This is a genomic window from Pseudomonas sp. K2I15 (assembly GCF_002204795.1).
Taxonomy (GTDB): Bacteria; Pseudomonadota; Gammaproteobacteria; order Pseudomonadales; family Pseudomonadaceae; genus Aquipseudomonas.
In genome coordinates this window covers 1-22,725 of the sequence record NZ_NIXO01000033.1, presented here as the reverse complement: position 1 = coordinate 22,725, position 22,725 = coordinate 1, and the positions used below count along the sequence as shown (strand labels likewise).

Genomic DNA, 22,725 nt, shown 5'->3' with positions numbered 1-22,725 from the left:
CAACGTACCCTTAACGAGTAACGCGGCTGGTCCCATCCACAGTCATGATGCGAACGCGATCACCGATGCGGAAGATTTCGTTCTCTTGAACGGCCTGGACGTAGGCACGCATGCTGCCGTCGTCTTCGCGAACGGTGATTTCAACACCTTGGGTGCGGGTCAGGCCTTCTTCAGTGGCCGAGCCCAGCAGGCCGCCGGCGACTGCGCCGATAACGGCAGTCACGATGCTGCCACGGCCGCCGCCAATGGCGCTGCCGCCAACGCCGCCGATGACTGCGCCAGCAGCGCCGCCAATTGGGGTCTTGGTGCCTTCGATTTTCACCGGACGCAGGGATTCGATGGTGCCCATGCGAACAGTCTGTACACGACGTGCTTCGTCACGGGAGTACGAGTCGCCGGTCAGACTCGAGGCGCAGCCACCCAGCAGCAGCGACAGGGTGGTAAAGCAGGCAACCAGTAAAACGGACTTACGCATAGCATCAACTCCAAAGGACAGGTATCCATTAAACCGCTGTGGCTTGCCGCCTGTCACGGCATGCCGGGCAGAAAATTGTTTTCATTCAGCCTTAGTACAGAGTAACTGTGCCGAAAAACTCGACGAACGGTAGCAACCCCGCCGCCATCAGGATCTTCATGGACCGATTGTAGCCATCCGCGACGGCTGCATGACACGGCGCAGCGCTGCCCCACCGAAGCCCCTGATTAGAGACTTCAGCGTGCAGTGCTACATTCAGGCGAGGTGACGAAAGGTGGGCTCAGGGCGCCAGACGCTCACGGGTCCAGTCAGCATCCTGCAAGCGGTAGTTCAAGCGGTCGTGCAAACGACTCGCTCGGCCTTGCCAGAACTCGATGCGCTCCGGCAGCAGCCGATAACCACCCCAATGCTCGGGGCAGTCGGGCTGGGTATCGCTGAAGCGTTGTTCGGTGGCCTTGAGCAGGTCCTGCAACTCTTCGCGGTCCCTGATCACCCGGCTTTGCGGGGAAGCCCAGGCACCCAGGCGGCTGCCCAGCGGGCGGACCTGGAAGTAAGCGTCCGACTCCTCGGGCGAGACCTTCACTACCCGACCTTCGATACGCACTTGGCGCTCCAGGGTCGGCCAGAAGAAGGTCATGGCGGCAAACGGCTGCGCCGCGAGCTGTTCGCCCTTGGCGCTCTGATAATTGGTGAAGAAGGTAAAGCCTTGTGTGTCCAGACCCTTGAGCAGCAGGATCCGGCAATGCGGGCGACCGTCCTGGTCGACCGTTGCCAGGGTCATTGCATTGGCTTCCACCGGCGGCTGCTCGGTTTTCACCGCATCCGCAAACCACTGGTGGAACAAGGCAAACGGTTCGTCCGGGGCCTGGGCCTCGCTCAAACCATCCCGTGTGTAGTCACGGCGCATATCGGCCAGTGCCTGGGTCATGCGGCTTTATCCTTATTGCTCAAATAATCAGTTTTTTGCCTGGTCGTTCGAAGCGGCTGGAGCAGCGGCCTTGGCCGGTGCCGGTTTTTTCACGGCGGGCTTGGCTGGGGCCTTTTTGGCAGCCGGCTTGGCGGCAGCTTTCTTGGCGACTGGCTTTTTCGCCGGAGCGGCTTTTTTGACCGGAGCAGCCGCTGGAGCAGGAACGTCCTGCACAGCCACCATTTCAGCCTTCGGCGGGTTGGCCGAGTTGTATTTGCTCAGCAAGGCCAGCATGGTGGTGCGCTGGGTGAACATGATTTCCATGCGACGGTTCAGGGCACGGCCCTGGGTGCTGTCGTTGGCGGCACGCGGCATCATGTCGCCCATGCCACGCAGCATCAGGCGGTCCTGCTTCAGGCCGCTGAGGCTGAAGATCGAAGCGATGGACTGTGCACGTTCCTTGGTCAGCGCCTGGCTTACCGGCTCGGCACCCGAGGTATCAACGTGGCCCAGGACCAGTACGGCGGTCTTCGGATCGCCTTCAACGGCCTTGGCAACGCGGGTGAACGGACCCAGGGTCACCGGCAGCAACATCGCCGGGCGTTTCGGGTTGTAGGAGCCGTCTACCGGGGCAATCACGACCAATACGTTGTCGCGACGTTCCAGTTGCAGGTTGCTGTCCTTGATTGCGGCACGCAGGCGTGGCTCGTAATCGTCCAGCCAGGCCTGGGTGATCTTTGGATCAGGCATCGGGATATTGGCAACGTCGACCTTGGCCAATGGTTTTGGCTTGCTTTCGAACGGCCACCACCACTTGGTATCGGTATCTGTCTTGGCAACAGCAGGGGCAGCAGCTGGCGCGGCAGCCGGTGCGCCGGTTGCAGGCGTTGCGGCCTTGAGGTCGGCTTTCAGGTCAGCCTTGGCATCGTCGGCTTTCGACGAGAACGGCCACCAGCTGGAACCGGTATCCGCCTTGGCAACCGGGGCCGGGGCTTGGGCAGGTGCAGCAGCGGCAGGCGCTACCGGCGCAGCCGCCTTGGCAGCAACGGCAGGCTTGGCATCCGGTTTGGTGTCGGCTTGGCTCACTGCGTCCTTGGTAGCAGCCTTATCGGAGCCAAATGACCACCAATGCCCACCTTCGGCATCATTTTGTGGGGTTTGTGCACAGCCAGTAATAGTGAGGCATAGCGCCAGTGCCAAGGACTTGTTCGATAACATGAGATATCCACAAAATGAGAAAAAATCAGGGGCCTGAATGACCCGTTAAACAGACGCTTCTGGAACATTAAAGTTACAACATTTTGCCTAGCGTCTTTTTGTAGGTGTCTTTGTAACAAAAAAACGCAAGACAGCAAGCTATTTACAGACAACCGGCCAATATTCTTACCAACTTTTGCGCCCGCGGGTCCATAAGTACATAAGGCCCCAATGTATTGGTCACAAAACCAAAGGCTACATCATGTTCCGGGTCGGCAAAGCCCACCGAACCACCGGCACCTGGATGCCCGAAGGCCCGTGGGCCAAGGCCGAACGTGGCGTTTGGCACGTGCGGTTGATCCAACATGCAGCCCAGGCCAAACCGGGTTTGTGTCAATAAGGTTTTATCCGCGCCGATACTGTGTTCGCGGGTCAACTCTTCAAGCATATCGGCTTCCAGCAAACTACCGTCGAGCAGCCCACTATAAAAACCCGCCAGACTTCGCGCATTACCGTGACCATTTGCCGCTGGCTGCTGCATACGTCGCCATTCGGGTTTATTAGTGCTGGTCAGAATAGACGGTGGGTTGGTAAATGCACGGGTAGTCATCGCCATCGGTTCGCGCATCGTTACTTGAAGTAAACGTTGTGCCGCCTCGTCGCCTACATTGCCTTTGCCCCGGGCTATATGGGCAACTCGATAGAATTCTTCGTCTGCCAGACCCACATGAAAGTCCAGGCCCAACGGCCGTGCAACCCGGGCCACGATGGACTCACCCGGCCCGCGCCCGTCGGCGCGACGGAGCAATTCGCCCACCAGCCAGCCGTAGGTAATCGCCGCATAGCCATGACCTTCCCCGAGCTTCCACCACGGCGCTTCGGCCGCGAGGGCGTCGACCATCATTTGCCAGTCGTACAGCGCTTCGGCAGGCAACGTTTCACGCAAGGCCGGCAGCCCGGCCTGGTGGCAGAGCAGATGGCGCAGGGTGATAGCTTCTTTGCCGGCGGCCGCGAATTCCGGCCAGTATCTGGCGACCGGCGCATCAAGCTGCAGCTTGCCTTCGGCCACCAGTTGCAGCGCCGTGACGGCAGTAAAGGTCTTGGTGCAGGAGAACAGATTGGCGATGGTGTCGCTGTGCCAGGCCTCGGCACCGTCCTTGTCGGAGGTACCGGCCCACAGGTCGACCACGGTTTCGCCGCCAACCTGGATGCACAGCGCGGCGCCACGTTCCTGAGGGTCGTCGAACAGCGCGGCAAAGGCTTCACGCACCGCTTCGAATTGGAGCTCGTAATGACCCTGAATCTGCACCTAAGCCCCCTCGGAAAAGTACCGCAAAAAGTGGCCGACATTGTTCCAGCCATTGAGTGATTTGTGAACCCGCACTCGTCGATCAGGCCCCATCAATGCCCCTTGCCCGAGTGCCCGCCGGAGTGCCCTGCCCCCGGTCCTTCAGCATTGCCGTCACGCCCGGGCTTGCCGCCTTCACCGGAATGAACCGCGCTGGCAGCCTTGGCCTTTTCGGCCTCTTTGCCCAGCTGGTCGACGGCGGCCAGGTTACTTTTGCGCACACTGTCGACGAAACCCTGGAACGGCACATCGGTGATACCTACCAGGCCGAAGTGGCCGTTTTCACCGTCCAACAGACGACCGGTTACCGGCTGGTCCAGGTACTGGAACCAATGCACGCCAACAATTGACGGCTCAGCCATGGCCTGCTTGAGGAAGTTGGCGTAGGCAACTGCGCGATCATCTTCCTTGGCCAGCTGCGTCACGCCGCCCCAGAACGGGCCACGGTCCGCCGAGCCAAAGTTGAACTCGGTGATCAGCACCGGCTTGTCCAAGGCCCGCAGGGCTGCGAAGTCGTAACCATCCTGGGGTTTGAGGGTGTACATATTGAAACTCAGCACATCGCAATACTGCGCGCAGGACGCCACCGCTTCCGGCGTGCTGACCGCGTATCGGCCACCCAGCAACAGCTGGTTGGGCGCATGCCACTTCAACGCATCAGAGATGGTCTTGAAATAGGCATCGGCGAAGGTCTTCTGGAAGTATTTGAAATCCGCTTCGATTTCCGGGTGCTCCGGGTTCGGCATTGGCGGCACGAAGCCCGGGTCTTCCATCAGCTCCCAGGCAGGCAGCTCGATGCCCCAAGCCTTCGACAGGCCGTCCTGGTTACGGTACTTGTCGCGCAATTGCTTGAGAAACGCGCGTTTGGCCGGTACGTCAGTGGTCATGCGCAAAGTGCCGTAGGCCAAGGCGTAGCGGGACTTCGCATCGTCGCCGGGACCGGCCCAGGCCAGTTCGTTGTCGGCAAAGAAACCGATCAGCCACGGGTCATCCCGATGATCACGGGCGGCAATCGCCACCGCACGCTCGGTGGCCATGGCGAAGCGCGGGTCGAACGGGTCGGGCATGCCGCCCCACCAATCGGTGCCGGTGCTGATGCTCGCGTAATCGCCGACGATCGACAGTGGCAGGGTGTAAGGCACGCGGTCGGCGGTCGCCAACTGCGGCGCACTCCAGTTGCCAACGGTGTTGAAACCCCAGGCTTGCAAGCGGTCGAGGGTGTGGCTGACCCAGCGTTTCTGGTCGAAACCTTGCGGCGCGCAAGGCGCAGGCGGCACGCAAGGCTGGCCATAAGTACGCTGCAGGTTGGCGCCATAGAAGTCGTACCAGCGGCCGACATTAAAGCTGCGCCCCTGATCGGCGCCGTTGCCGCTTCGGCTGTCACCGCTGCCGTAGTATTTATCGAAAGGCTCGCCGGCCTTGGGCAGCGCGGCAAACATCCATTCGCGGCCTGCCACGTAGGTCTGGCTATTGTCCGGGGCCACGGTGTTGACGCCAAGGGAATAGAACGGATGGCCTTCCGGTGTCACCAGGTACCAGCGCCCGTCGCGCTTCTCGGTGCGGAAGAAGCCACTGGCGTCAAAGGCCGGGCCCTTGTTCCAGCCGCCGTACTTGTCCAGGGAGGCCTTGTCGCGTTCGGCCAGCCAGCCCTTGAGCTGTTGCTGTTCCTTGACCGCCGCGGCCCTCAACTGGTCGTCACTGCTGACCTTTTCCGGCCATTTGGCACGGGTAGACTGCCCGTAGGCGTCCACCAAGTCACTGTAGGTGGCCTTGAGCACCGGCTCGATGTCCTGCACGCCAAAGCGCTCCAGCAAGATGCTTTGGGCAACGTTGGGCTTGATCATCGAAAGGGTCACCGACACGATCTGGCTGCGATCGATCTCCCCTTCGCTGCTGGCCAGCAACACGCGCTGGCCATCGACGGTGATCGGCATTGGCGGCCCGGCCTTCATGCCCTGGCTCAGCGGCGAGTTGGCTTGCAGGGGAATCAGCAGTGTCTGCGCCGGGCCTGCGGGCAGGTCGATACGGCTGAACAGTGTCCTGCCATCATTGCTTTGCACCTTGACGTACAGGGTCAGCGCCCAGTCCATCGCGCTTTGAATGCGCAGGCTGATGGCGCCGGATTGCGACCAGTCCCAGGCGCCGGTTTGCGGGCTGAGCACCAGGCTCGGCTCGGCCGCCGGGTTGAAGGTGATACGACGCAGCACTTCGCCTTCAGGGGTTTGTTCAGCGTTGTATTGCGGCAGGCTGGCGTCCTGGGTCGCCACCTTGACCACATCGGCGGGCCGTACAAAGTTGAACAACGTTTGTTGCCCGGCAGGCGCAGCCAGCAATGGCGCGGCAAACAACAAGGCAAAAACAGCAGGCAGCGTGCGAATCATGTGAACAGGGTTCTCCCAAACGGCCGATGACTGGCCTGATGACGTGAAGCGATGGTGAGATAGACCACGAAGTGGGCGATTTCGCCCACAGGGTCTTAAGAAATTTCCCGCCGGAATGGCGGCAAAGCATTCAGGATAGCTTTCCCGTAGCGCTGGGTGACCAGACGCCGGTCAAGCAAGGTGATGGTGCCGCGATCTTCTTCGGTACGCAGCAGGCGCCCGCAGGCCTGGACCAGCTTCAGGGAGGCGTCCGGCACCGAGATTTCCATGAACGGGTTACCGCCCCGGGCCTCGATCCACTCAGCCAGCGCGGCTTCCACCGGATCATCCGGCACCGAGAACGGGATCTTGGCGATCACCACGTGTTCGCAGTAGGCGCCGGGCAAATCCACACCCTCGGCGAAACTCGCCAGGCCAAACAGCACGCTGGAGTCGCCGCCATCCACCCGTGCCTTGTGCTTGTTCAGGGTTTCCTGTTTCGACAGGTTGCCCTGGATAAACACCTGCTTGCGCCAGTCACGGTCGAGGCCGTCGAACACGTCCTGCATCTGTTTGCGCGACGAGAACAACACCAGCGTGCCCCGGGAACCTTCCACCAACGACGGCAGGTCACGAATGATCGCCGCCGTGTGTGCCGGCGCATCCCGTGGGTCGGCCTTGAGGTCCGGCACCCGCAGCACACCCGCATCGGCGTGATGGAACGGGCTCGGCACCACGGCGGTGACAGCCTTTTTCGGCAGCCCGGCGCGCATGCGAAAGCGGTCGAAGGTGCCCAGGGCCGTCAGCGTAGCCGAGGTGACCAGGGTGCCGTAGGCCACGTTCCACAGGTTGCGTCGGAGCATTTCCGCCGCCAGGATCGGGCTGGCGTTGACCTCGATATCAAACAGCGCACCGCTTTCCGACAAGGTCAGCCAACGGGCCATGGGCGGGTTGTCTTCCGGGTCTTCGACGGTAAAGGCGGTCCACAACTCCCAGTTGCCTTGGGAACGCGATAGCAGGCTGCCAAACAACGGGTACCATTCTTCGGCCTGGTTGCTGGCGATGCCGATGTTGACCTCGCCGTCCATGCCTTCCTTGAGCAAATCGGTGAGACGGGTGAACAGGTCGGTCAGGCGTGAAAAGCCCTTCTTCAGTTCGATGCCCATTTCCCGCATGTGTTCGGGGATCAGCCCGCCGACGAAGCGATGACGCGGCCGTTCGCGGCCTTCTACATCTTCGCCGGGCTTGAAGTCTGCTACCTGCTCGCAGGCGCTGAACATGAACTGCTGCTGGGTCTTGATCTCCCGCGCCAGCTCCGGAACCTGCTCGATCAGCTTGCCCAGGTCGCCGGGCAGCGGGTGCTGGGCCAGCAACTTGGCGAGGTTCTTGGCGGTGGTTTCCAGCCAGTCGGCGGTGGAACGCAGGCGCGTGTAATGGGCAAAGTGGCCGATAGCCTTGTCGGGCAGGTGATGGCCTTCGTCAAACACGTAGAGCGTGTCGCGCGGGTCGGGCAATACGGCACCGCCGCCCAGGGCCAGGTCGGCGAGGACCATGTCATGGTTGGTGACAATAACGTCGACCTTGCCCATGCCTTCGCGGGCCTTGTAGAAGGCGCACTGGCCAAAGTTGGGGCAATGACGGTTGGTGCACTGGCTGTGGTCGGTGGTCAGGCGCGCCCAGTCGGCGTCTTCCAGGGCATTCGGCCAGCTGTCGCGGTCGCCGTCCCATTTATTGCCGGCCAGTTTCTCGATCATGCTGGTAAACAGCTTCTGACTGACCTCATCGACTTCGATCTTGAAGCCTTCTTCTTCGAACAGCGAGGCCGTGGCGGTTTGCGCGTGGCCTTCCTGTAACAACACGTCGAGCTTGGACAGGCACATATAGCGCCCACGGCCCTTGGCCAGGGCGAAGGTGAAATTCAGGCCACTGTTGCGCATCAGGTCGGGCAGGTCTTTGTAGACAATCTGCTCTTGCAGGGCGACGGTGGCAGTGGCGATCACCAGGCGCTTGCCGGCGGCCTTGGCGGTGGGAATCGCCGCAATGCAATAAGCTACGGTTTTGCCGGTGCCGGTTCCGGCTTCGACGGCCACCACGGCGGGGTCGCCACTGCGCCGGCCTTCGTCGTCGGTGTCGATATCCCCGAGGACCTTGGCAACTTCGGCGATCATCAGGCGCTGGCCGTAGCGCGGTTTCAAGCTCTTGGCTTCGAGAAAACGCGAGTAGGCGCCCTGGATCGTGGTTTTGAGTTCAGTGCTGATCATGAATAGTCGGGCGCAAAAAACGCTGGATAAATTTTCAGTGGTTCGGATCGGCCGCTATCATACCTCGCTAATTAATCCCGCGCAGAACGGAGTACCTCAATGACCGTGTTTAGCCTTGCTTATACCCTGCATGTACTGGCCGCCCTGATCTGGGTCGGCGGTATGTTTTTCGCCTGGATGATCCTGCGCCCCGCCGCCATGGCCGCGCTGGACGGGCCTGCCCGGCTGAAACTCTGGGTAAATGTGTTTCAACGTTTTTTCGTGTGGGTCTGGGTGGCGGTGCTGGTCTTGCCGATCAGCGGTGTCGGCCTGCTGCAACTGCGCTTCAGCGGGTTTGAGACCGCGCCGCGTTATGTGCAGATCATGATGGGATTGTATGTGGTGATGACGGCGCTGTTTATCCGGATTCAGGCGCTGAAGTTGCCGGAGTTGCGCACCGCAGTGGCGGCTGAGGATTGGCCAGCCGGGGCTGCGGCGCTGGGGCAGATTCGTAAGTTGGTGGGGATTAATTTGATTGTGGGGTTGGTGCTGGTGGCGATTGCTTCGGCACGGCCGATGTTCTAAGGCGCCCCGTATACCGCTTTCGCGAGCAAGCCCGCTCCCACATTTGACCGCGTTTACCCTATGGGAATGCGATCAAGTGTGGGAGCGGGCTTGCTCGCGAAGGCGTCAGGCCAGTCGCCTCAGAGCCTCTGAACAGTCACAACCCCCGCAGGCCCTGCCGGCCCTGGCTGACCTTCCAACCCGGCCCGGCCCTTCTCACCGCCATCGGCACGGTACACCAGGCAACCCTTGGACTGCCCGCCTTTACCCGGTTTGCCCGCCGTGCCCGCCAAACCGCCGGCACCGCCGTCCACCCAGACTTTGATCTTCTCGCCCGGGAAGTCCTGCGGCAACTCGACCCGAACCTGCGCGCCCGCCGCACCCGGCAGCCCGTCGCCGCCGTTGTCGCCATTGGAACCGCGCCCGGCCGAGCCCCAGGTGCAACCCGGGTCTTCGCCGTTGGCACCATCCAGCCCGGAATAACCCTGGGCACCCGCACCACCACGTGCATCCACCGACAGCTCATCGGCCGTCAGCGAATTAATGCGCAAGATCAAGTCACGCCCAGCCTTTGCCGGGCGCTCATGGGTACCCGGAGCCCCACGTGAGGTGATCTGGCTGCCATGCTCCAGTTGTGCCTGGCGCACCTGCAGTTGCAGGGCGGTGCTGCCGGGCACGATGGCGATACGTGCGTCGCGGCCCAGGTGCAGTTCATCCACCGTCACCTGGGTGATATTGGCGGGAATCAGCAAGGTGCCGTAATCCGCCACATCCAGCCGCTCCAACTGCAACACGCCGCTGCTGTTAGGCAAGCGCATCAACGAGTTGGTCTCAACGCTGACGCTCTGGGCCAGGGCAATGGGGCTGACCAGCAGGGCCAACAGAAAAACCTTACGCATGATTGGCCTCCTTGTTTACATCATTAGCCGGTGCCGGCGCCGAAAAGCTCTGCACATGGAACATACCCACCAGCAGGATCTGCAAGCGGTCACGCCAGGGATGGGCACGGTTTTTCACACTGCCGTTGAACAACAGCAGTTCCAGAATATGGGTCAACAACAACAGGCTGCCGGCCAGGTTGACCAACAGGTGGAACGGGTTGATCAGCGGTGTGAACAGATTGACCACCACCACGCCCCAGAACAGCAACGTCAAAAACTTCCCCAGCCCCCAAAACACCTTCATCCCGCACGCTCCCCTTGCACATTATTCTTTGGGCGCACAGTAACGACTTCTACAGGCGTTATGCCAGTGAAGGATTAAAAAATTGATGAAGGGGCCCCTGTGGATCCCACAGGGGCCTTGAGGGTTGGTCAGCGGTTGATCTGAATTTCCACGCGGCGGTTTAGCGCGCGGCCGTCAGCGGTTTTGTTATCGGCTACCGGATGGCTTTCGCCAGCGCCGGTCACGGAGACAAAACTGCTGCGCGGGATGCCGGAACTGACCAGGTAGTCGGTCACCGAATGCGCGCGTCGTTCAGAGAGTTTTTGGTTGTAGGCGTCTTTACCTACGCTGTCGGTATGCCCGCTGACGCGCAGTTGCGCACTCGGGGCCTCTTTTTTCAGGCGGGTGGCGATGATATCCAGCTTGGTTTTGTCCGCAGCCGTCAACTTCGCGGAGTCGAACTCGAAGTGCACATCACGAATCACGATGGTTTCTTCCTTGACCACCACCACTTCTTCTTGAACCACCGCTACCGGGACCGGAGGGCAGCCATTGGCATCAACTTGCACACCTTTAGGCGTGTGCGGGCACTTGTCGCGACTGTCCGGCACGCCGTCACCGTCTTCATCGCCATCGCCATGCACCCAGCAATAGGCGCCGGCCATGCCGCCGATCAGCAACGCGCCATAGCCTGCATAGGCAGAGCTTTCAGTCGCGCCGATGGCAGCACCGGTCACACCGCCGACCGCGGCGCACGTGGGCCAGTCGGTTTTTTGCAAGCCTGCGCAACCTGTCAATACTCCGGTTAGCAGAACCAAGGGTAGAGCTGTCCGCATGATGCTCATCTGACTTTCTCCTGAGGGGATCGGCGGGGGCCGATGGGTGGAGTAAAGACGGCTCTTTTCATCTGCGCCAGCGTGTCACACCCCTGTATTCATTGGGCCGGGCTGTTTATTCTCGCCGCCCGCTCTAGGCCCGCACGCTCAGGCAGGCTAGTCTCTACGGTCCTGATGTGAGGATCTTCGATGACCGCCGGTATTTCTACCCGTACACCCCAGCAAGCGCTCGCCGCGTTGCTTGATCTACACGCGCCCAAACGCCTGCTGTTATTGGGTGCCAGCCAGTTCCCGGCGCTGGATGCGTTCAAGGAGGCCCATCCGGACACCGTGGTGTCCTTTGCCGAGCCCGGCCCCTTGCCCGCCGACCTCGCGGCCCAGCGTTTTGACCTGGCGCTGGTGGTCGACTGCCTGGAACACCTGTCAAAACCTGAGGGCCTGACTCTGCTGGGGGGCATTCGCAACCTCAATGCCAGCCGCATTGCGGTGCTGGTGGACTTGGCCGCCTGCAATTGGAAAGACACCGACTTCTTCTCCCTGGCCCTGCAAGCCGGTGAGCGTTTCCAGCGCGACGATCAGGTTTTGACGCTGTTTACCTATGATCTGCTTGACTATAAACAGGTGCCGGATTGGCTGAACGCCCGCTTCTGGGCCAACCCGGAAAATTTTGGAAAGTATTGGTGGTAACCCGATGAGTACATCCATTTGCCCCTGCGGCAGTGGCAACCTGCTGGATGCCTGCTGCGGCCATTATCACGCCGGCCACCCGGCACCGTGCGCCGAAGCGTTGATGCGCTCGCGCTACAGCGCCTATGTGCTGGGCCTGGTGGACTACCTGGTGGCAACCACCCTGCCTGCGCAACAAGCCGGGTTGGACACCGCCGCCATCAGCGCCTGGAGCGCGCAAAGCACCTGGCTGGGCCTTTCAGTGGAAAGCTCCGAGGTCTTCGGCGGCCAGCCGGAACATGCCTTCGTGACCTTTACCGCACGCTGGCATGACAGCACTGGCGAACACAGCCACAGCGAGCGGTCCTCATTCGTACAGAACGATGAGCACTGGTACTTCATCGACCCGACGGTAGACGTGAAGGCCGGGCGCAATGACGCCTGCCTGTGTGGCAGCGGGCAGAAATTCAAGAAGTGCTGCTCCAGCTACCTCTGACATTCGTTGATACCCGGCAGGCTCGCGCTTGCTATGCTGACTCTTCATACGGAGTAACGGCATGGCTTCTCAGGCGCGGGTAATCAGGACTTACAGCCTTCTACTGGCATTGATGCTAGGGCTGTCCGGCTGCGCGTCCTGGTTCGCCGACGAAGCACCCGCCCCCGAGGTGCGCCTGGTGAAGGTTGAACCCGTACGGGTCAAGTTGCTGGAGCAAAAATTCAAGCTGTATTTCCGTGTGGATAACCGCGATGACTCGGACCTGACCGTGCGCGGCCTTATCTACAAAGTCACCCTGGGCAATATCCTGCTGACCGAGGGCGAGTCTGACGAATGGCTCACCGTCCCGCCCCATGGCCACACGTTTTTCCGGATATCGGTGCGCACCAACCTGTGGCCGCAGATCCGCGACGTGGTCGATATGCTGAAAAAACCTCAGCAACCCACGCCGTATCGTCTTGAAGGCGAGTTGAAAACCGGTTTATTTATCGGGAACGACGTGCAGGTGATGCGCAATGGCGAGATAATCCCCGGCGATTTTATTCCGGAGCGACATCGATGACTCAGCAACCCCATGTCCATGGTCCTGACTGCAACCACGATCACGATCACAATCACCATGATCACGACCACGGCCATGTCCACGGCCCGAACTGCGGCCACGCTCATCAGGAGCCGGTGCGCAATACGTTGAAGGACGTGGGTCGTAACGATCCTTGCCCGTGCGGCAGCGAGAAGAAATTCAAGAAGTGCCACGGGGCTTGATGCCTGTGCGATAAGCACCTTTTTGTGATGAGGGGCTTGCTGTGGCGAGGGCGTTTGCTCCCGCTGGAGTGCGCAGCGCTCCCGCTTTTTTTGGGACCGCTGCGCAGCCCAGCGGGAGCAAGCTCCCTCGCCACAGCAAGCTCCCTCGCCACACTATCTACCTGACCACAAAATCCTGACTCAGCCTTGAACCTTGCGTTGAAACAGCAACACCACCTCCAATCCCCCACCCTCCCGATTGCTCAAGCTCAACCGCCCGTCATGGGCACTGGCAATCGTATGCGCGATGCTCAACCCCAACCCGTATCCGCCGGTTTCCACATTGCGTGAACCTTCCACCCGGTAAAACGGTTCCATCACCTGTTCCAGCTGTTCCTGGGGAATCCCCGGCCCACGGTCGCTGATCACAATTTTCAAGCTGTCCGCCTTGTCCTCAACCCGCACCACCACCTCGCAACCATAACGCACCGCGTTCTCCAGCACGTTCTGCACGCAGCGCTTGAGGCTGCGGGCATACCCCGGCAGCGGCTGTTTGGCCCGCCCGTCTATCATTACCGTCTCACCCACATCCTGCAGATCTGCCTGCAAGCTTTGCAGCAAGGCGTTGATGTCGATGTTCTGGCGCGTCTCGTTGATTTCGCCACTGCTGACAAAATCCAGGGTGCTGGCAACCATGTGCTCCATTTCTTCCAGGTCGCTGCGAAAACGCTCCTTGGTGCGGTTGTCGTCGAGCATTTCCGTACGTAACCGCAGCCGTGTGATGGGTGAGCGCAAGTCGTGGGAAATCGCCGCAAGAAAGCGCGTGCGCTCGGCGATGTTGGCGATCAGCCGCTGCTGCATGGCATTGAACGCCTGGGCGGCGCGGCGTACTTCGGTGGGCCCATCGAGGGCCAGCGGTGGCCGTTGAATGTCCCGGCCCAACGCTTCGGCAGCCTGGGCCAAGGCATTGAGCGGGCGAATGGCCAGGCGCACCGCCACCAGGGCGATGATCACCAGCACCAGCACCCGCAGCAGATAAATGCGCATTACGTAGTCGAACAGCAAGTCCATCGGCGAAGTACTGGTCCAGCCCTGTTCCTCGGTGGCCTGCACCTGCAACCAGCGCCCGTCCGGCAAACGCAGGTCAATCAGGAACTGCCCCACCACCGGCTTGGAGCCGAGCAAGGTCGACAGTCCGGCGTGCTGGCCTTCAGCGTCCAGCAACTTGAGACTCAACAGATGCAGGTTCTGGGTGTAGCCGGTTTTTTCCGAAAGCACTTTATTCAGCAAGCGCTCGGTGGCCTGGTCGCTGTCGCTGATACTGCTGGTCACCTCACTTGCCTGTTCTCTGAGCGCCAGATGAAAGCGCGGCGTATCGAGCATCTTGATCAGCACATCAGCCTGCGCCGGATCGCTGTGCACCAACCGCACTACGTCCGCCAACCGTGTGGCGATCAGCCGGCTGGGGATTTCCAGGACCTGGCCGTGGCGCATGTCATACCAGATGCTACTCGTCAGGGCCTGGGCCGCGAGCATGCCGCTGACCAGGATCAGCACCAGCCGGCCAAACAGCGAACGCGGCAGCAGTTTCACGATTGCAGCGCCACGTCGTCGGCGGTGAGCATGTAGCCCTCGTTGCGCACGGTCTTGATCAGCCCAGCCGGCAATTGCGAACGCAAGCGGCTGACGCACACATCGATCGAGCGGTCGAACGGCGTGCTGTCCTTGTCGAACACATGGTTGAGCAGAAAGTCGCGGCTGAGCGGCCGGTTGGGATGCTGCAACAACAGGCGCAACACCCGGTAATCCGAGTTGCCGAGGCTCACCACCACGCCTTCCGGCGAGAGCAATTGCCGCGCTCGGGTGTCCAGTTGCCAGCCGGCAAAGCTGATACTCGGTGCCTCGTCCAGCCGCGCCCGGTCCGGAAAACTCTGCACCCGGCGCAACACCACCTTGATCCGCACCAGCAGCTCCCGCGGGTCGAACGGCTTGGGCAAGTAATCGTCAGCGCCGATTTCCAGGCCCACGATCCGGTCGATCAGCGTGCCCTTGGCGGTGAGCATGATCACCGGCGTGTTGGAGCTGACCCGCAATTCGCGGCACAGGCTCAGGCCGTCTTCGCCCGGCAGCATCACGTCGAGCACGATCAGGTCGATGACATTCAGCGCCAGGCGGCGGCGCATTTCCTTGCCGTCGCCAGCGGTCGACACCTGAAAACCGGCGTCACTTAAGTAGTCGCACAACAGTTGGCGGATTTGCGGGTCGTCATCAACGATCAGCAGATGATCTTGCTTGGCCATGGGGCAATTCGTCCGAAACTCAAAAGGCAGGAGATAGCCGAAACGTCAGCCAGGAGTACGCGCAAATGTAATGGAATGTTGTGGGAAGCGGAAATTGCGCATCCCCATTACAAAGCCACGGCGTGGCGGCCGGTATCGGTCTTTAGACTACCGAATCTAAATGAGATTAATTGTAATTTAGCTCAAGTACCGCCTGCACCTGGAGTTCTCGCCATGCTGAAACCCCGCAACTTCCTCAAGCTGGGCGCGCTGTTTGCCGTGCTGATCCTTGGCCACGCCGAAACCGCCGCAGCCCGTGAAGTCACCGACGTGCTGGGCCGCAAGGTCGAGGTGCCAGACCACGTGCAGCGCGTGGTGCTCGGCGAAGGCCGGTTGATTTCGGCGTTTGCCTTGCTGGACAAGGACGCGCCGTTCCAAAGGATCGTCGGTTGGCAGAATGATTTGAAGCTGCTGGACGCCCACACCTACAACGCCTACGTGGCGAAATTTCAGACGGTAAAAGACATTCCGCTGATTGGTCAGGCCTCGGAGCAAAGCGTCAGCGCCGAAGAAATCCTCTCGCTGAAACCAGACCTCGCCGTGTTCAGCATCTCCGGCCACGGCCCGACCGAACACAGCTCGGTGGCGGATGTGTTGGCCAAGGCGGGGATCGCGGTGTTGTTCGTCGACTTCCGTATCAACCCGGTGCAAGGCACTCACACCAGCATGACGGCCCTGGGCCAGGCCCTTGGCCGGGAACCCCAGGCCAAGGCGTTTCTCGACTTTTATGACCAGCACATCAAGGTGATCACTGACGCAGTGGCCACCTTGCCAGCCGGCCCGCGCCCAAGCGTGTTCCTGGAATTGCTGGCCGGCGCCTGGCAGGCACCGGGGCACACCACCGGCAAGAGCGGCATGGGTGAAGTGATCAAGCTGGTAGGCGGTCGCAACATCGCTGCCGACGTAGTGCCAGGGGCGCTGGGTGATATCAGTGTCGAGTGCGCACTGAAGGCTGATCCGGACGTGTATGTGGCCACCGGCAATCACAAGCCTGGGTTGATTCTTGGCGCTGGCGTGAGCAACGAAGACGCGCGTGCGGCCTTTGACACCGTGCTGGCTCGCCCAGAGTTTGTGAACCTTCGGGCGATTCGTGAGGGCAATTCCCACGGCTTGTGGCATGACTTCTACAACTCGCCGTACAACCTGCTGGCGATTGAAGCGCTGGCCAAGTGGGTGCATCCGGAGTTGTTCGCCAAGCTGGATCCGCAGGCGACCATGGAAGCCATGAACCAGCAGTTCCTGGGCATGCCGTTGCAGGGTGCTTACTGGATTGATGGCAAGGCTAAATGACCACCCAAGCCCTCAACCTCGCCACCGCCAGCCAGGGCTACCGCCGCCTGCTGGCCCGCCGCTGCTGGCTACTGGCCCTGCTGGGTGGAACGCTGATTTGCGCGATCCTCGTGGACCTGGCCAGCGGCCCTTCGGGCATGGGCCTTGGCGCCCTGCTCGATGGTTTGCTGCACCCCGCCCACCTGAGCGCCACCGACCAGGTGATTATCTGGAACGTGCGCCTGCCCTACGCCTTGATGGCGGTGTTGGTTGGTTGCGCGTTGTCGCTGGCGGGCGCCGAGATGCAGGCGATCCTTAACAACCCGCTGGCCAGTCCATTCACGCTGGGGGTTTCTTCGGCGGCGGCGTTGGGCGCGTCCCTGGTGATTGTGTTTCCGGTGACGACGCTGTGGGTGTCGGCCAACACGGCAATTTCCATTTCGGCGTTTGTGTTCGCCGCCGCCTCGGTATTTTTGCTACAAGCCATGTCACGCCTACGCGGTGCCGGGGTCGAAAGCCTGGTGCTGTTCGGGATTGCGCTGGTGTTCAGTTGCAACGCGGTGGTCGCCCTGTTGCAACTGGTTGCCACCGAAGACGTGCTGCAACAACTAGTGTTCTGGACCCTGGGCAGCGTAACCCGGGCCAACTGGGACAAGCTCGGCATCCTCGCGTTTGTGGTCGCGGTGGTCATGCCCTTCTCCTTCGCCGCCGCCCCTCGCCTGACCTTGCTGCGCATGGGCGAAGACCGCGCGCAAAGCTTTGGTGTCGACGTGAAACGCCTGCGGTTTTTCTCGTTATTGCGCATCAGCCTGCTGTCGGCCACCGCCGTGGCGTTTGTGGGGACCATCGGATTTATCGGCCTGGTGGGTCCGCATATCGCACGGATTCTGGTGGGTGAAGACCAGCGTTTCCTGCTGCCGGCCAGCGCGCTTGTCGGCGCGTTGCTGCTGTCGCTGTCGTCCATCGCCAGCAAGCTGATCATGCCCGGTGTGATAGTGCCGGTGGGCATCGTCACCGCGCTGGTGGGCGTGCCGATTTTCGTGTTGCTGGTGTTCAAGCGCGGGAGGCAGTTATGAGTAGCGGGTTGTCGATTCAGAACGCCCACGTGAGTTATGGACGGCGCCAGATCGTGCATGACCTGAGTTTGCCGACCTTGGCCCATGGCAGCTTGACTGCGTTGATCGGGCCGAACGGTGCGGGTAAGTCGACGTTGCTGCGGGCGGTGGCCGGGCTGGAAAAGATGCAGGGTGTTGTCAGATTGGGTGACCTGGACCTGACTAAAATGTCTGTTGGCGAGCGGGCTCGCCGTGTGACCTATATGCCGCAGAACCTGCCGCCGGGGTTGAGCCTGAGCGTGATGGAAAGCGTGATCGCGGCGCTGCGGGTGGCGAGTGTCGATGGCATCCCGCTTTCAAGCGAAGCGTGCATGCGCGAGGCTTTTGATGCGTTGCAAAGGATTGGCATCGCTCATCTGGCGGATCAGCTATTAAGCACGTTATCCGGCGGCCAACGGCAACTGGTCAGCCTGGCACAACTGATTGCACGCCGCCCGCAGGTGATGCTGCTGGATGAGCCGACCAGTGCGCTGGATTTGAACTACCAGTTGAAGGTGATGGACTGCGTTCGGGGTTTGGTGCGCGAGCACAACCTGATTGCGGTGGTGGTGCTGCACGACATCAACCTGGCGGCGCGTTATGCCGACCATATCGCGGTGCTGCGCCAAGGCCGGTTATACGCCAGTGGCGCGGCGGATGAGGTGCTGGATACGGCTCTGTTTGCAGAAGTTTATGCCGTGCAGGTGCGCATTGAGCGGTGTTCGCAGCAGACGTTGCAGGTGTTAGTAGATGGAGCGGTGGCTTAGGCCTTCTGTGGCGAGGGAGCTTGCTCCCGCTGGGCTGCGCAGCAGCCCCAAAACCTGAGCACGCGCTTCTTCAGGCGGACCGAGGTGAGGCACTTGGGAGCGCTTCGCACTGGAGCGCCAGCCCGGTCCTGCGGGAGCAAGCTCCCTCGCCACAAAGGTCACTCCAGCAACTGTTCGGAAGAAATCACCGTGGCATATTCGCCGTGCAGGTTGCCCAAAGACATGGCATGTACTGCCTCGGCCGAATGCATCTGCCCAAAAAAGTCCGCCTTATCGAAGGTGTAGCAAGCATCTTCGATAACCCACGTCTCAAACCCCAGGTTGCCGGCGCTACGGGCCGTGGCCTCCACCGAGTTATGGGTGGCCACGCCCACCAGCACCACTTGCCGAAGCCCGGCCTCACGCAAATTCGCTTCCAGCCCCGTCCCACAAAACGCATCCGGCACCCGCTTCTGGATCAATTGCTCACCCGGCTGGGGAACAAACGCCTCCTGAAACTCCACCCCCGACTGCTCCGGCCAGAACACCGACTCCGGCGAGTGGGACAAATGCTGCACATGAATCACCGGCCACGCGTTGCGCCGCCAATGGGCCAAAAGCTCAAGCATGCGCGCTTCCGCCTGCGGGTTATTGCGCCGCCCCAGCTTGGGATGATGAATGCCTTTTTGCTGATCAATCAGAATCAACGCTGCGCCCGGACGGATTTCCATATCGATAGACCCAAATGTTTCATTGAATTTTCGTCACCCTAACATTACCTATACCTACAGGCATTCGCTCAAGCGTCACCACCCTTGGAGAGCTTCATGATCGACCTGTATTACTGGACCACCCCCAACGGTCACAAAGTGTCGTTGTTCCTGGAAGAAGCCGGTATCCCTTACGAGGTGCACCCGATCAACATCGGCCAGGGCGACCAGTTCAAGCCCGACTTCCTGAAAATCGCCCCCAACAACCGTATCCCGGCCATCGTCGATCAAAACCCGACCGACGGCGGCGCGCCGATTTCCCTGTTCGAGTCTGGCGCTATCCTGCTGTACCTCGCGGAAAAAACCGGCCAGTTCATTCCCCAGGACCTGCGTGGTCGTCAGGAAGCATTGCAATGGCTGTTCTGGCAAATGGGCGGCCTGGGCCCGATGGCCGGGCAGAATCACCACTTCAGCCAGTTCGCCCCGGAGAAGATTCCCTACGCGATCAAACGCTATGTGGATGAGACCGCCCGCCTGTATGGCGTGCTGGACCGGCGCCTGGCCGACCGCAAGTTTGTGGCAGGTGAGGAATACAGCATTGCCGACATGGCGATCTACCCCTGGATCGTTTCCCACAAGTGGCAGAGCCAGAAGCTGGAAGACTTCCCACATGTAGAACGCTGGTTCAACCACATCAAGCAACGCCCGGCGACGGTGCGCGCTTATGAGCTGGTGCAGAAGGTCAATCCGCCGAAATCCTGAAGGTAAGCCGTATCAAAAATGCGGGAGCGGGCTTGCTCGCGAAGGCGGTGGATCAGTCACAACTTTTTAGCTGACACACCGCTTTCGCGAGCAAGCCCGCTCCCACACTGATTTGCGCTCGACTTGAAACCTTACGCAAATCCTGAAAATAAGCATCGCCTCCCGCTTGCGTCGTTTCGCCGCGCTCACTAACGTAGCGCCTTTACTGACGCTACCCCCCGCAGGAGCTTTGCCATGGCCTCGCCAGCCCTCTCACATTTTCTTCCCCGGTTCGGCGTTGCCGCGGCTATCGCCAGTGCCCTGGGCCTGGCCGGTTGCCAGTTACAAAGCACCCAAGACACCTTGCCTCCGGTTTCCGGCGTACAGCCCATCAAGGGCCTGGCGCAGAATGTTTCCGTGCGCCGCAACAGCCAGGGCATCCCGCTGATTGAAAGCAGCACGTTCCATGACGCGCTGTTCACCCTGGGCTACGTGCACGCCAGCGACCGCATCACTCAGATGGTCACCCTGCGCCTGTTGGCCCAGGGCCGCTTGGCAGAAATGTCCGGGCCGGATGTGCTGGATGTCGACCGGTTCATGCGGGCGGTCAACCTGCGCAAAAGCGCCGGCGAGCTGTATAACGCCTCGTCGCCGCGCCTCAAGCGCTTCTTTGAAGTGTATGCGCGCGGGGTCAACGCCTACCTGTTCCGCTACCGCGACAAGCTGCCACCAGACCTGGCCCAGAGCGGCTACAAGCCTGAATACTGGAAGCCGGAAGATTCGGCGCTGCTGTTCTGCCTGCTGAATTTCAGCGAGTCGACCAACGTGCAGGAAGAATTGTCCTCGCTGGTGCTGGCACAAAAAGTCGGCGCCGACAAACTCGCCTGGCTGACCCCAAGCTACCCGGACGAACCGTTGCCGGTGGCCGAGGCCGACAAGCTCAAGGGCATCAACCTGAGCCAGATCCCGGGCCTCGCTGCGTTGACCAGCCTCAGCGAACACCTCGGCACCCTCAACACCCTGGGCACTTCCAGCTCCAGCAACTGGGCGATCGGCCCGCAGCGCAGCCGCAGCAACAAAAGCCTGCTGGCCAATGACCTGTCGACCTCGATGCAGGCGCCGTCGCTGTGGAACTATGTGCAGATCCGCTCGCCGAAATACCAGGCTGCCGGTGTGTCGATCACCGGTTTGCCCACCCTGCTTTCCGGCTTCAACGGCAAGGTGGCGTGGAGCATGAGCCAGGTCGCGGGCGACACCCAGGATGTGTTCCTGGAGAAGGTCAAGCGCCAGGGCAACGCGCTGTACTACGAGAACAACGGCAAATGGCAGCCGGCCATCGTGCGTAACGAAACCTACTTCGCCAAGGGCCAGCGGCCGATTCGCGAAGCGGTGTATGAAACCCGCCACGGGCCGCTGCTCAACAGTGCCCAGTCGCTGAACAGCGGCTACGGCCTGGCGTTGCAGACCGCCGACTTCAAGGACGACAAGAGCCTGGACGCGTTCTTTGACCTGTCCCGCGCGCAAAATGCCGGTAAAGCGTCTGACGCCACCCGGGAAATTCGCGCGATTGCCTTGAACATGGTCTTCGCCGATGCCAGCAGCATCGGCTGGCAAGTGACCGGGCGCTTCCCCAATCGTCGTGAAGGCGAAGGCCTGGTGCCGTCGCCGGGCTGGGACGGGCGTTTCGACTGGGATGGCTACGCCGACGCGATGCTGCACCCTTACGATCAGGACCCTGCCCAAGGCTGGATCGGCACCGCCAACCAGCGCACTATTCCACGCGGCTACGGCATGCAACTGTCCAACTCGTGGGCCGCGCCAGAGCGGGCCGAACGGATCGCGCAACTGGCCAGCAGCGGCAAGCATGACAGCCGCAGCATGATCGCCATGCAGTACGACCAGACCACCACGTTTGCCGCCAAGCTCAAGAGCATGTTCCAGGCGCCGGGCATGGCCCAGCCGCTGAAACAGGCGATAGAAGCATTGCCGGTGGCCGAACGAGCCAAGGCGCGGGAAGCGCTGGACCGCCTGATGGCTTTCGATGGCCGACTGGCCGCCACCTCCGCCGACGCGGCGATTTATGAACTGTTCCTGCAGGAAAGCGCCAAGCAGATTTTCCTCGACGAACTCGGCCCGGAAAACAGCGCCACCTGGAAAGCCTTTATCGGCAACGCCAACCTGTCTTACTCGGCCGTGGCCGACCACCTGCTGGGGCGCGAAGACAGCCCGTTCTGGAATGACGCGCGCACCGGGCAGAAAACCGACAAGCCGGCGATCCTCGCTCGCAGCCTGGCCGCCGCGATTACCGCAGGCGACAGCGCATTGGGCGCCGATCACAAAGCCTGGCAGTGGGGCAAGTTGCACAGCTACACCTGGAAGAACACCACCGGCCAGACCATTCGCGGGCCATTGGCAGCGGGCGGCGATCACAACACACTGAACAGCGCACCGTATAGCTGGGGGCAGAGTTTCGACACGACCCAGGTGCCGGCGCTGCGGATGATCGTCGACTTCGGCCAGGCGGAACCGATGATGGGCCAGAGCGGCATCGGCCAATCCGGCAACCCGGCCAGCCCGAACTATGCCAACGGCATCGACCCGTGGCTGAAGGCGCAATACCTGAGCTTCCCGATGCAGCCGCAGAACTTTGATACGGTGTATGGGAAAGCGCGGTTGACGTTGGTACCGGGTAAATAACCCGGTATTCCTGAAGAAACCGAATCAAACTGTGGGAGCGGGCTTGCTGTGGTGAGGGGGCTTGTCCCCCGTCGGGTTCACCACAGATTGATGGGGCTGCTTCGCAGCCCAACGCGGGGCAAGCCCGCTCAC

Annotated in this window: 22 protein-coding genes; 10 read left to right on the top strand and 12 right to left on the bottom strand. The window is 61.2% G+C overall.

Annotated elements, in window-relative coordinates; all coding sequences use genetic code 11:
- Window positions 1-10: 10 nt before the first annotated feature.
- From CEC48_RS19340 to dinG, 6 genes are all read right to left on the bottom strand, one after another.
- Window positions 11-475, bottom strand: coding sequence for a glycine zipper 2TM domain-containing protein (locus tag CEC48_RS19340; RefSeq protein WP_003189251.1), 465 nt, complete (start codon window positions 473-475; stop codon window positions 11-13).
- A 280-nt stretch (window positions 476-755) separates the two neighbouring features.
- Window positions 756-1,403, bottom strand: a complete 648-nt coding sequence (gene pdxH, locus CEC48_RS19335) for a pyridoxamine 5'-phosphate oxidase (protein ID WP_088425198.1) — start codon at window positions 1,401-1,403, stop codon at window positions 756-758.
- A 27-nt stretch (window positions 1,404-1,430) separates the two neighbouring features.
- Window positions 1,431-2,600, bottom strand: coding sequence for an OmpA family protein (locus CEC48_RS19330; protein WP_088425197.1), 1,170 nt, complete (start codon window positions 2,598-2,600; stop codon window positions 1,431-1,433).
- 142 nt (window positions 2,601-2,742) lie between these two features.
- A complete protein-coding gene (locus CEC48_RS19325) occupies window positions 2,743-3,888 on the bottom strand; it encodes a serine hydrolase domain-containing protein (RefSeq protein WP_088425196.1) in 1,146 nt (381 codons plus the stop codon).
- Between the two features lie 92 nt (window positions 3,889-3,980).
- A complete protein-coding gene (locus tag CEC48_RS19320) occupies window positions 3,981-6,308 on the bottom strand; it encodes a beta-galactosidase (RefSeq protein WP_088425195.1) in 2,328 nt (775 codons plus the stop codon).
- Window positions 6,309-6,403: 95 nt separating this feature from the next.
- A complete protein-coding gene (gene dinG, locus CEC48_RS19315) occupies window positions 6,404-8,548 on the bottom strand; it encodes an ATP-dependent DNA helicase DinG (RefSeq protein ID WP_088425194.1) in 2,145 nt (714 codons plus the stop codon).
- Window positions 8,549-8,647: 99 nt separating this feature from the next.
- Between dinG and CEC48_RS19310 the strand changes: the two genes are divergently transcribed.
- Window positions 8,648-9,112 carry a CopD family protein gene (locus CEC48_RS19310; RefSeq protein ID WP_088425193.1) on the top strand — a complete coding sequence of 155 codons (465 nt, stop codon included), beginning with the start codon at window positions 8,648-8,650 and terminating at the stop codon, window positions 9,110-9,112.
- Between the two features lie 119 nt (window positions 9,113-9,231).
- On the opposite strand, the gene CEC48_RS19305 is transcribed toward CEC48_RS19310, so the two are convergent.
- The 3 genes from CEC48_RS19305 to CEC48_RS19295 form a co-directional block, all read right to left on the bottom strand.
- Window positions 9,232-9,990 carry a hypothetical protein gene (locus CEC48_RS19305; RefSeq protein ID WP_088425192.1) on the bottom strand — a complete coding sequence of 253 codons (759 nt, stop codon included), beginning with the start codon at window positions 9,988-9,990 and terminating at the stop codon, window positions 9,232-9,234.
- Entirely contained in the window at window positions 9,983-10,276 is a 294-nt protein-coding gene (locus CEC48_RS19300; protein ID WP_088425191.1) for a DUF1145 domain-containing protein, read from the bottom strand. Before CEC48_RS19300 ends, CEC48_RS19305 begins: the two co-directional genes overlap by 8 nt.
- A 128-nt stretch (window positions 10,277-10,404) precedes the next feature.
- Window positions 10,405-11,100 carry an OmpA family protein gene (locus CEC48_RS19295; protein ID WP_088425190.1) on the bottom strand — a complete coding sequence of 232 codons (696 nt, stop codon included), beginning with the start codon at window positions 11,098-11,100 and terminating at the stop codon, window positions 10,405-10,407.
- Between the two features lie 180 nt (window positions 11,101-11,280).
- On the opposite strand from CEC48_RS19295, the gene CEC48_RS19290 reads away from it, so the two are divergent.
- The 4 genes from CEC48_RS19290 to CEC48_RS19275 all read left to right on the top strand — a co-directional run bounded on the left by CEC48_RS19290 (window position 11,281) and on the right by CEC48_RS19275 (window position 13,018).
- A complete protein-coding gene (locus CEC48_RS19290; RefSeq protein ID WP_088425189.1) occupies window positions 11,281-11,778 on the top strand; it encodes a DUF6231 family protein in 498 nt (165 codons plus the stop codon).
- 4 nt (window positions 11,779-11,782) lie between these two features.
- Complete coding sequence (locus CEC48_RS19285) at window positions 11,783-12,253, top strand: YchJ family protein (protein WP_088425188.1); 471 nt, start codon at window positions 11,783-11,785, stop codon at window positions 12,251-12,253.
- Between the two features lie 61 nt (window positions 12,254-12,314).
- On the top strand, window positions 12,315-12,815 hold the full coding sequence (locus tag CEC48_RS19280) for an LEA type 2 family protein (protein ID WP_088425187.1): 501 nt from the start codon (window positions 12,315-12,317) through the stop codon (window positions 12,813-12,815).
- On the top strand, window positions 12,812-13,018 hold the full coding sequence (locus tag CEC48_RS19275; RefSeq protein WP_088425186.1) for an SEC-C metal-binding domain-containing protein: 207 nt from the start codon (window positions 12,812-12,814) through the stop codon (window positions 13,016-13,018). The genes CEC48_RS19280 and CEC48_RS19275 overlap by 4 nt, the downstream gene beginning before the upstream one ends.
- Before the next feature lie 180 nt (window positions 13,019-13,198).
- On the opposite strand, the gene CEC48_RS19270 is transcribed toward CEC48_RS19275, so the two are convergent.
- A complete protein-coding gene (locus tag CEC48_RS19270) occupies window positions 13,199-14,590 on the bottom strand; it encodes an ATP-binding protein (RefSeq protein ID WP_088425185.1) in 1,392 nt (463 codons plus the stop codon).
- Window positions 14,587-15,297 (bottom strand): response regulator, encoded by a 711-nt coding sequence (locus CEC48_RS19265; RefSeq protein ID WP_017479384.1) that lies wholly within the window; start codon window positions 15,295-15,297, stop codon window positions 14,587-14,589. The genes CEC48_RS19270 and CEC48_RS19265 overlap by 4 nt, the downstream gene beginning before the upstream one ends.
- Window positions 15,298-15,510: 213 nt before the next feature.
- On the opposite strand from CEC48_RS19265, the gene CEC48_RS19260 reads away from it, so the two are divergent.
- From CEC48_RS19260 to CEC48_RS19250, 3 genes are read left to right on the top strand one after another with little or no spacing between them, the layout of a single operon-like run.
- Complete coding sequence (locus CEC48_RS19260; protein WP_088425184.1) at window positions 15,511-16,626, top strand: ABC transporter substrate-binding protein; 1,116 nt, start codon at window positions 15,511-15,513, stop codon at window positions 16,624-16,626.
- Window positions 16,623-17,681, top strand: a complete 1,059-nt coding sequence (locus CEC48_RS19255; protein ID WP_088425183.1) for an iron ABC transporter permease — start codon at window positions 16,623-16,625, stop codon at window positions 17,679-17,681. The genes CEC48_RS19260 and CEC48_RS19255 overlap by 4 nt, the downstream gene beginning before the upstream one ends.
- Window positions 17,678-18,466, top strand: a complete 789-nt coding sequence (locus CEC48_RS19250) for an ABC transporter ATP-binding protein (RefSeq protein WP_088425182.1) — start codon at window positions 17,678-17,680, stop codon at window positions 18,464-18,466. The genes CEC48_RS19255 and CEC48_RS19250 overlap by 4 nt, the downstream gene beginning before the upstream one ends.
- Window positions 18,467-18,624: 158 nt before the next feature.
- Here CEC48_RS19250 and CEC48_RS19245 read toward each other — a convergent pair whose 3' ends face one another.
- On the bottom strand, window positions 18,625-19,176 hold the full coding sequence (locus CEC48_RS19245) for a cysteine hydrolase family protein (RefSeq protein ID WP_088425181.1): 552 nt from the start codon (window positions 19,174-19,176) through the stop codon (window positions 18,625-18,627).
- 96 nt (window positions 19,177-19,272) lie between these two features.
- On the opposite strand from CEC48_RS19245, the gene CEC48_RS19240 reads away from it, so the two are divergent.
- Together CEC48_RS19240 and CEC48_RS19235 are read left to right on the top strand one after the other, a co-directional pair.
- The gene (locus CEC48_RS19240) at window positions 19,273-19,917 is read left to right on the top strand and encodes a glutathione binding-like protein (protein WP_088425180.1); all 645 of its coding nucleotides are present in this window, start codon (window positions 19,273-19,275) and stop codon (window positions 19,915-19,917) included.
- A 234-nt stretch (window positions 19,918-20,151) separates the two neighbouring features.
- Window positions 20,152-22,593, top strand: coding sequence for a penicillin acylase family protein (locus CEC48_RS19235; RefSeq protein ID WP_088425179.1), 2,442 nt, complete (start codon window positions 20,152-20,154; stop codon window positions 22,591-22,593).
- Window positions 22,594-22,725: the final 132 nt, after the last annotated feature.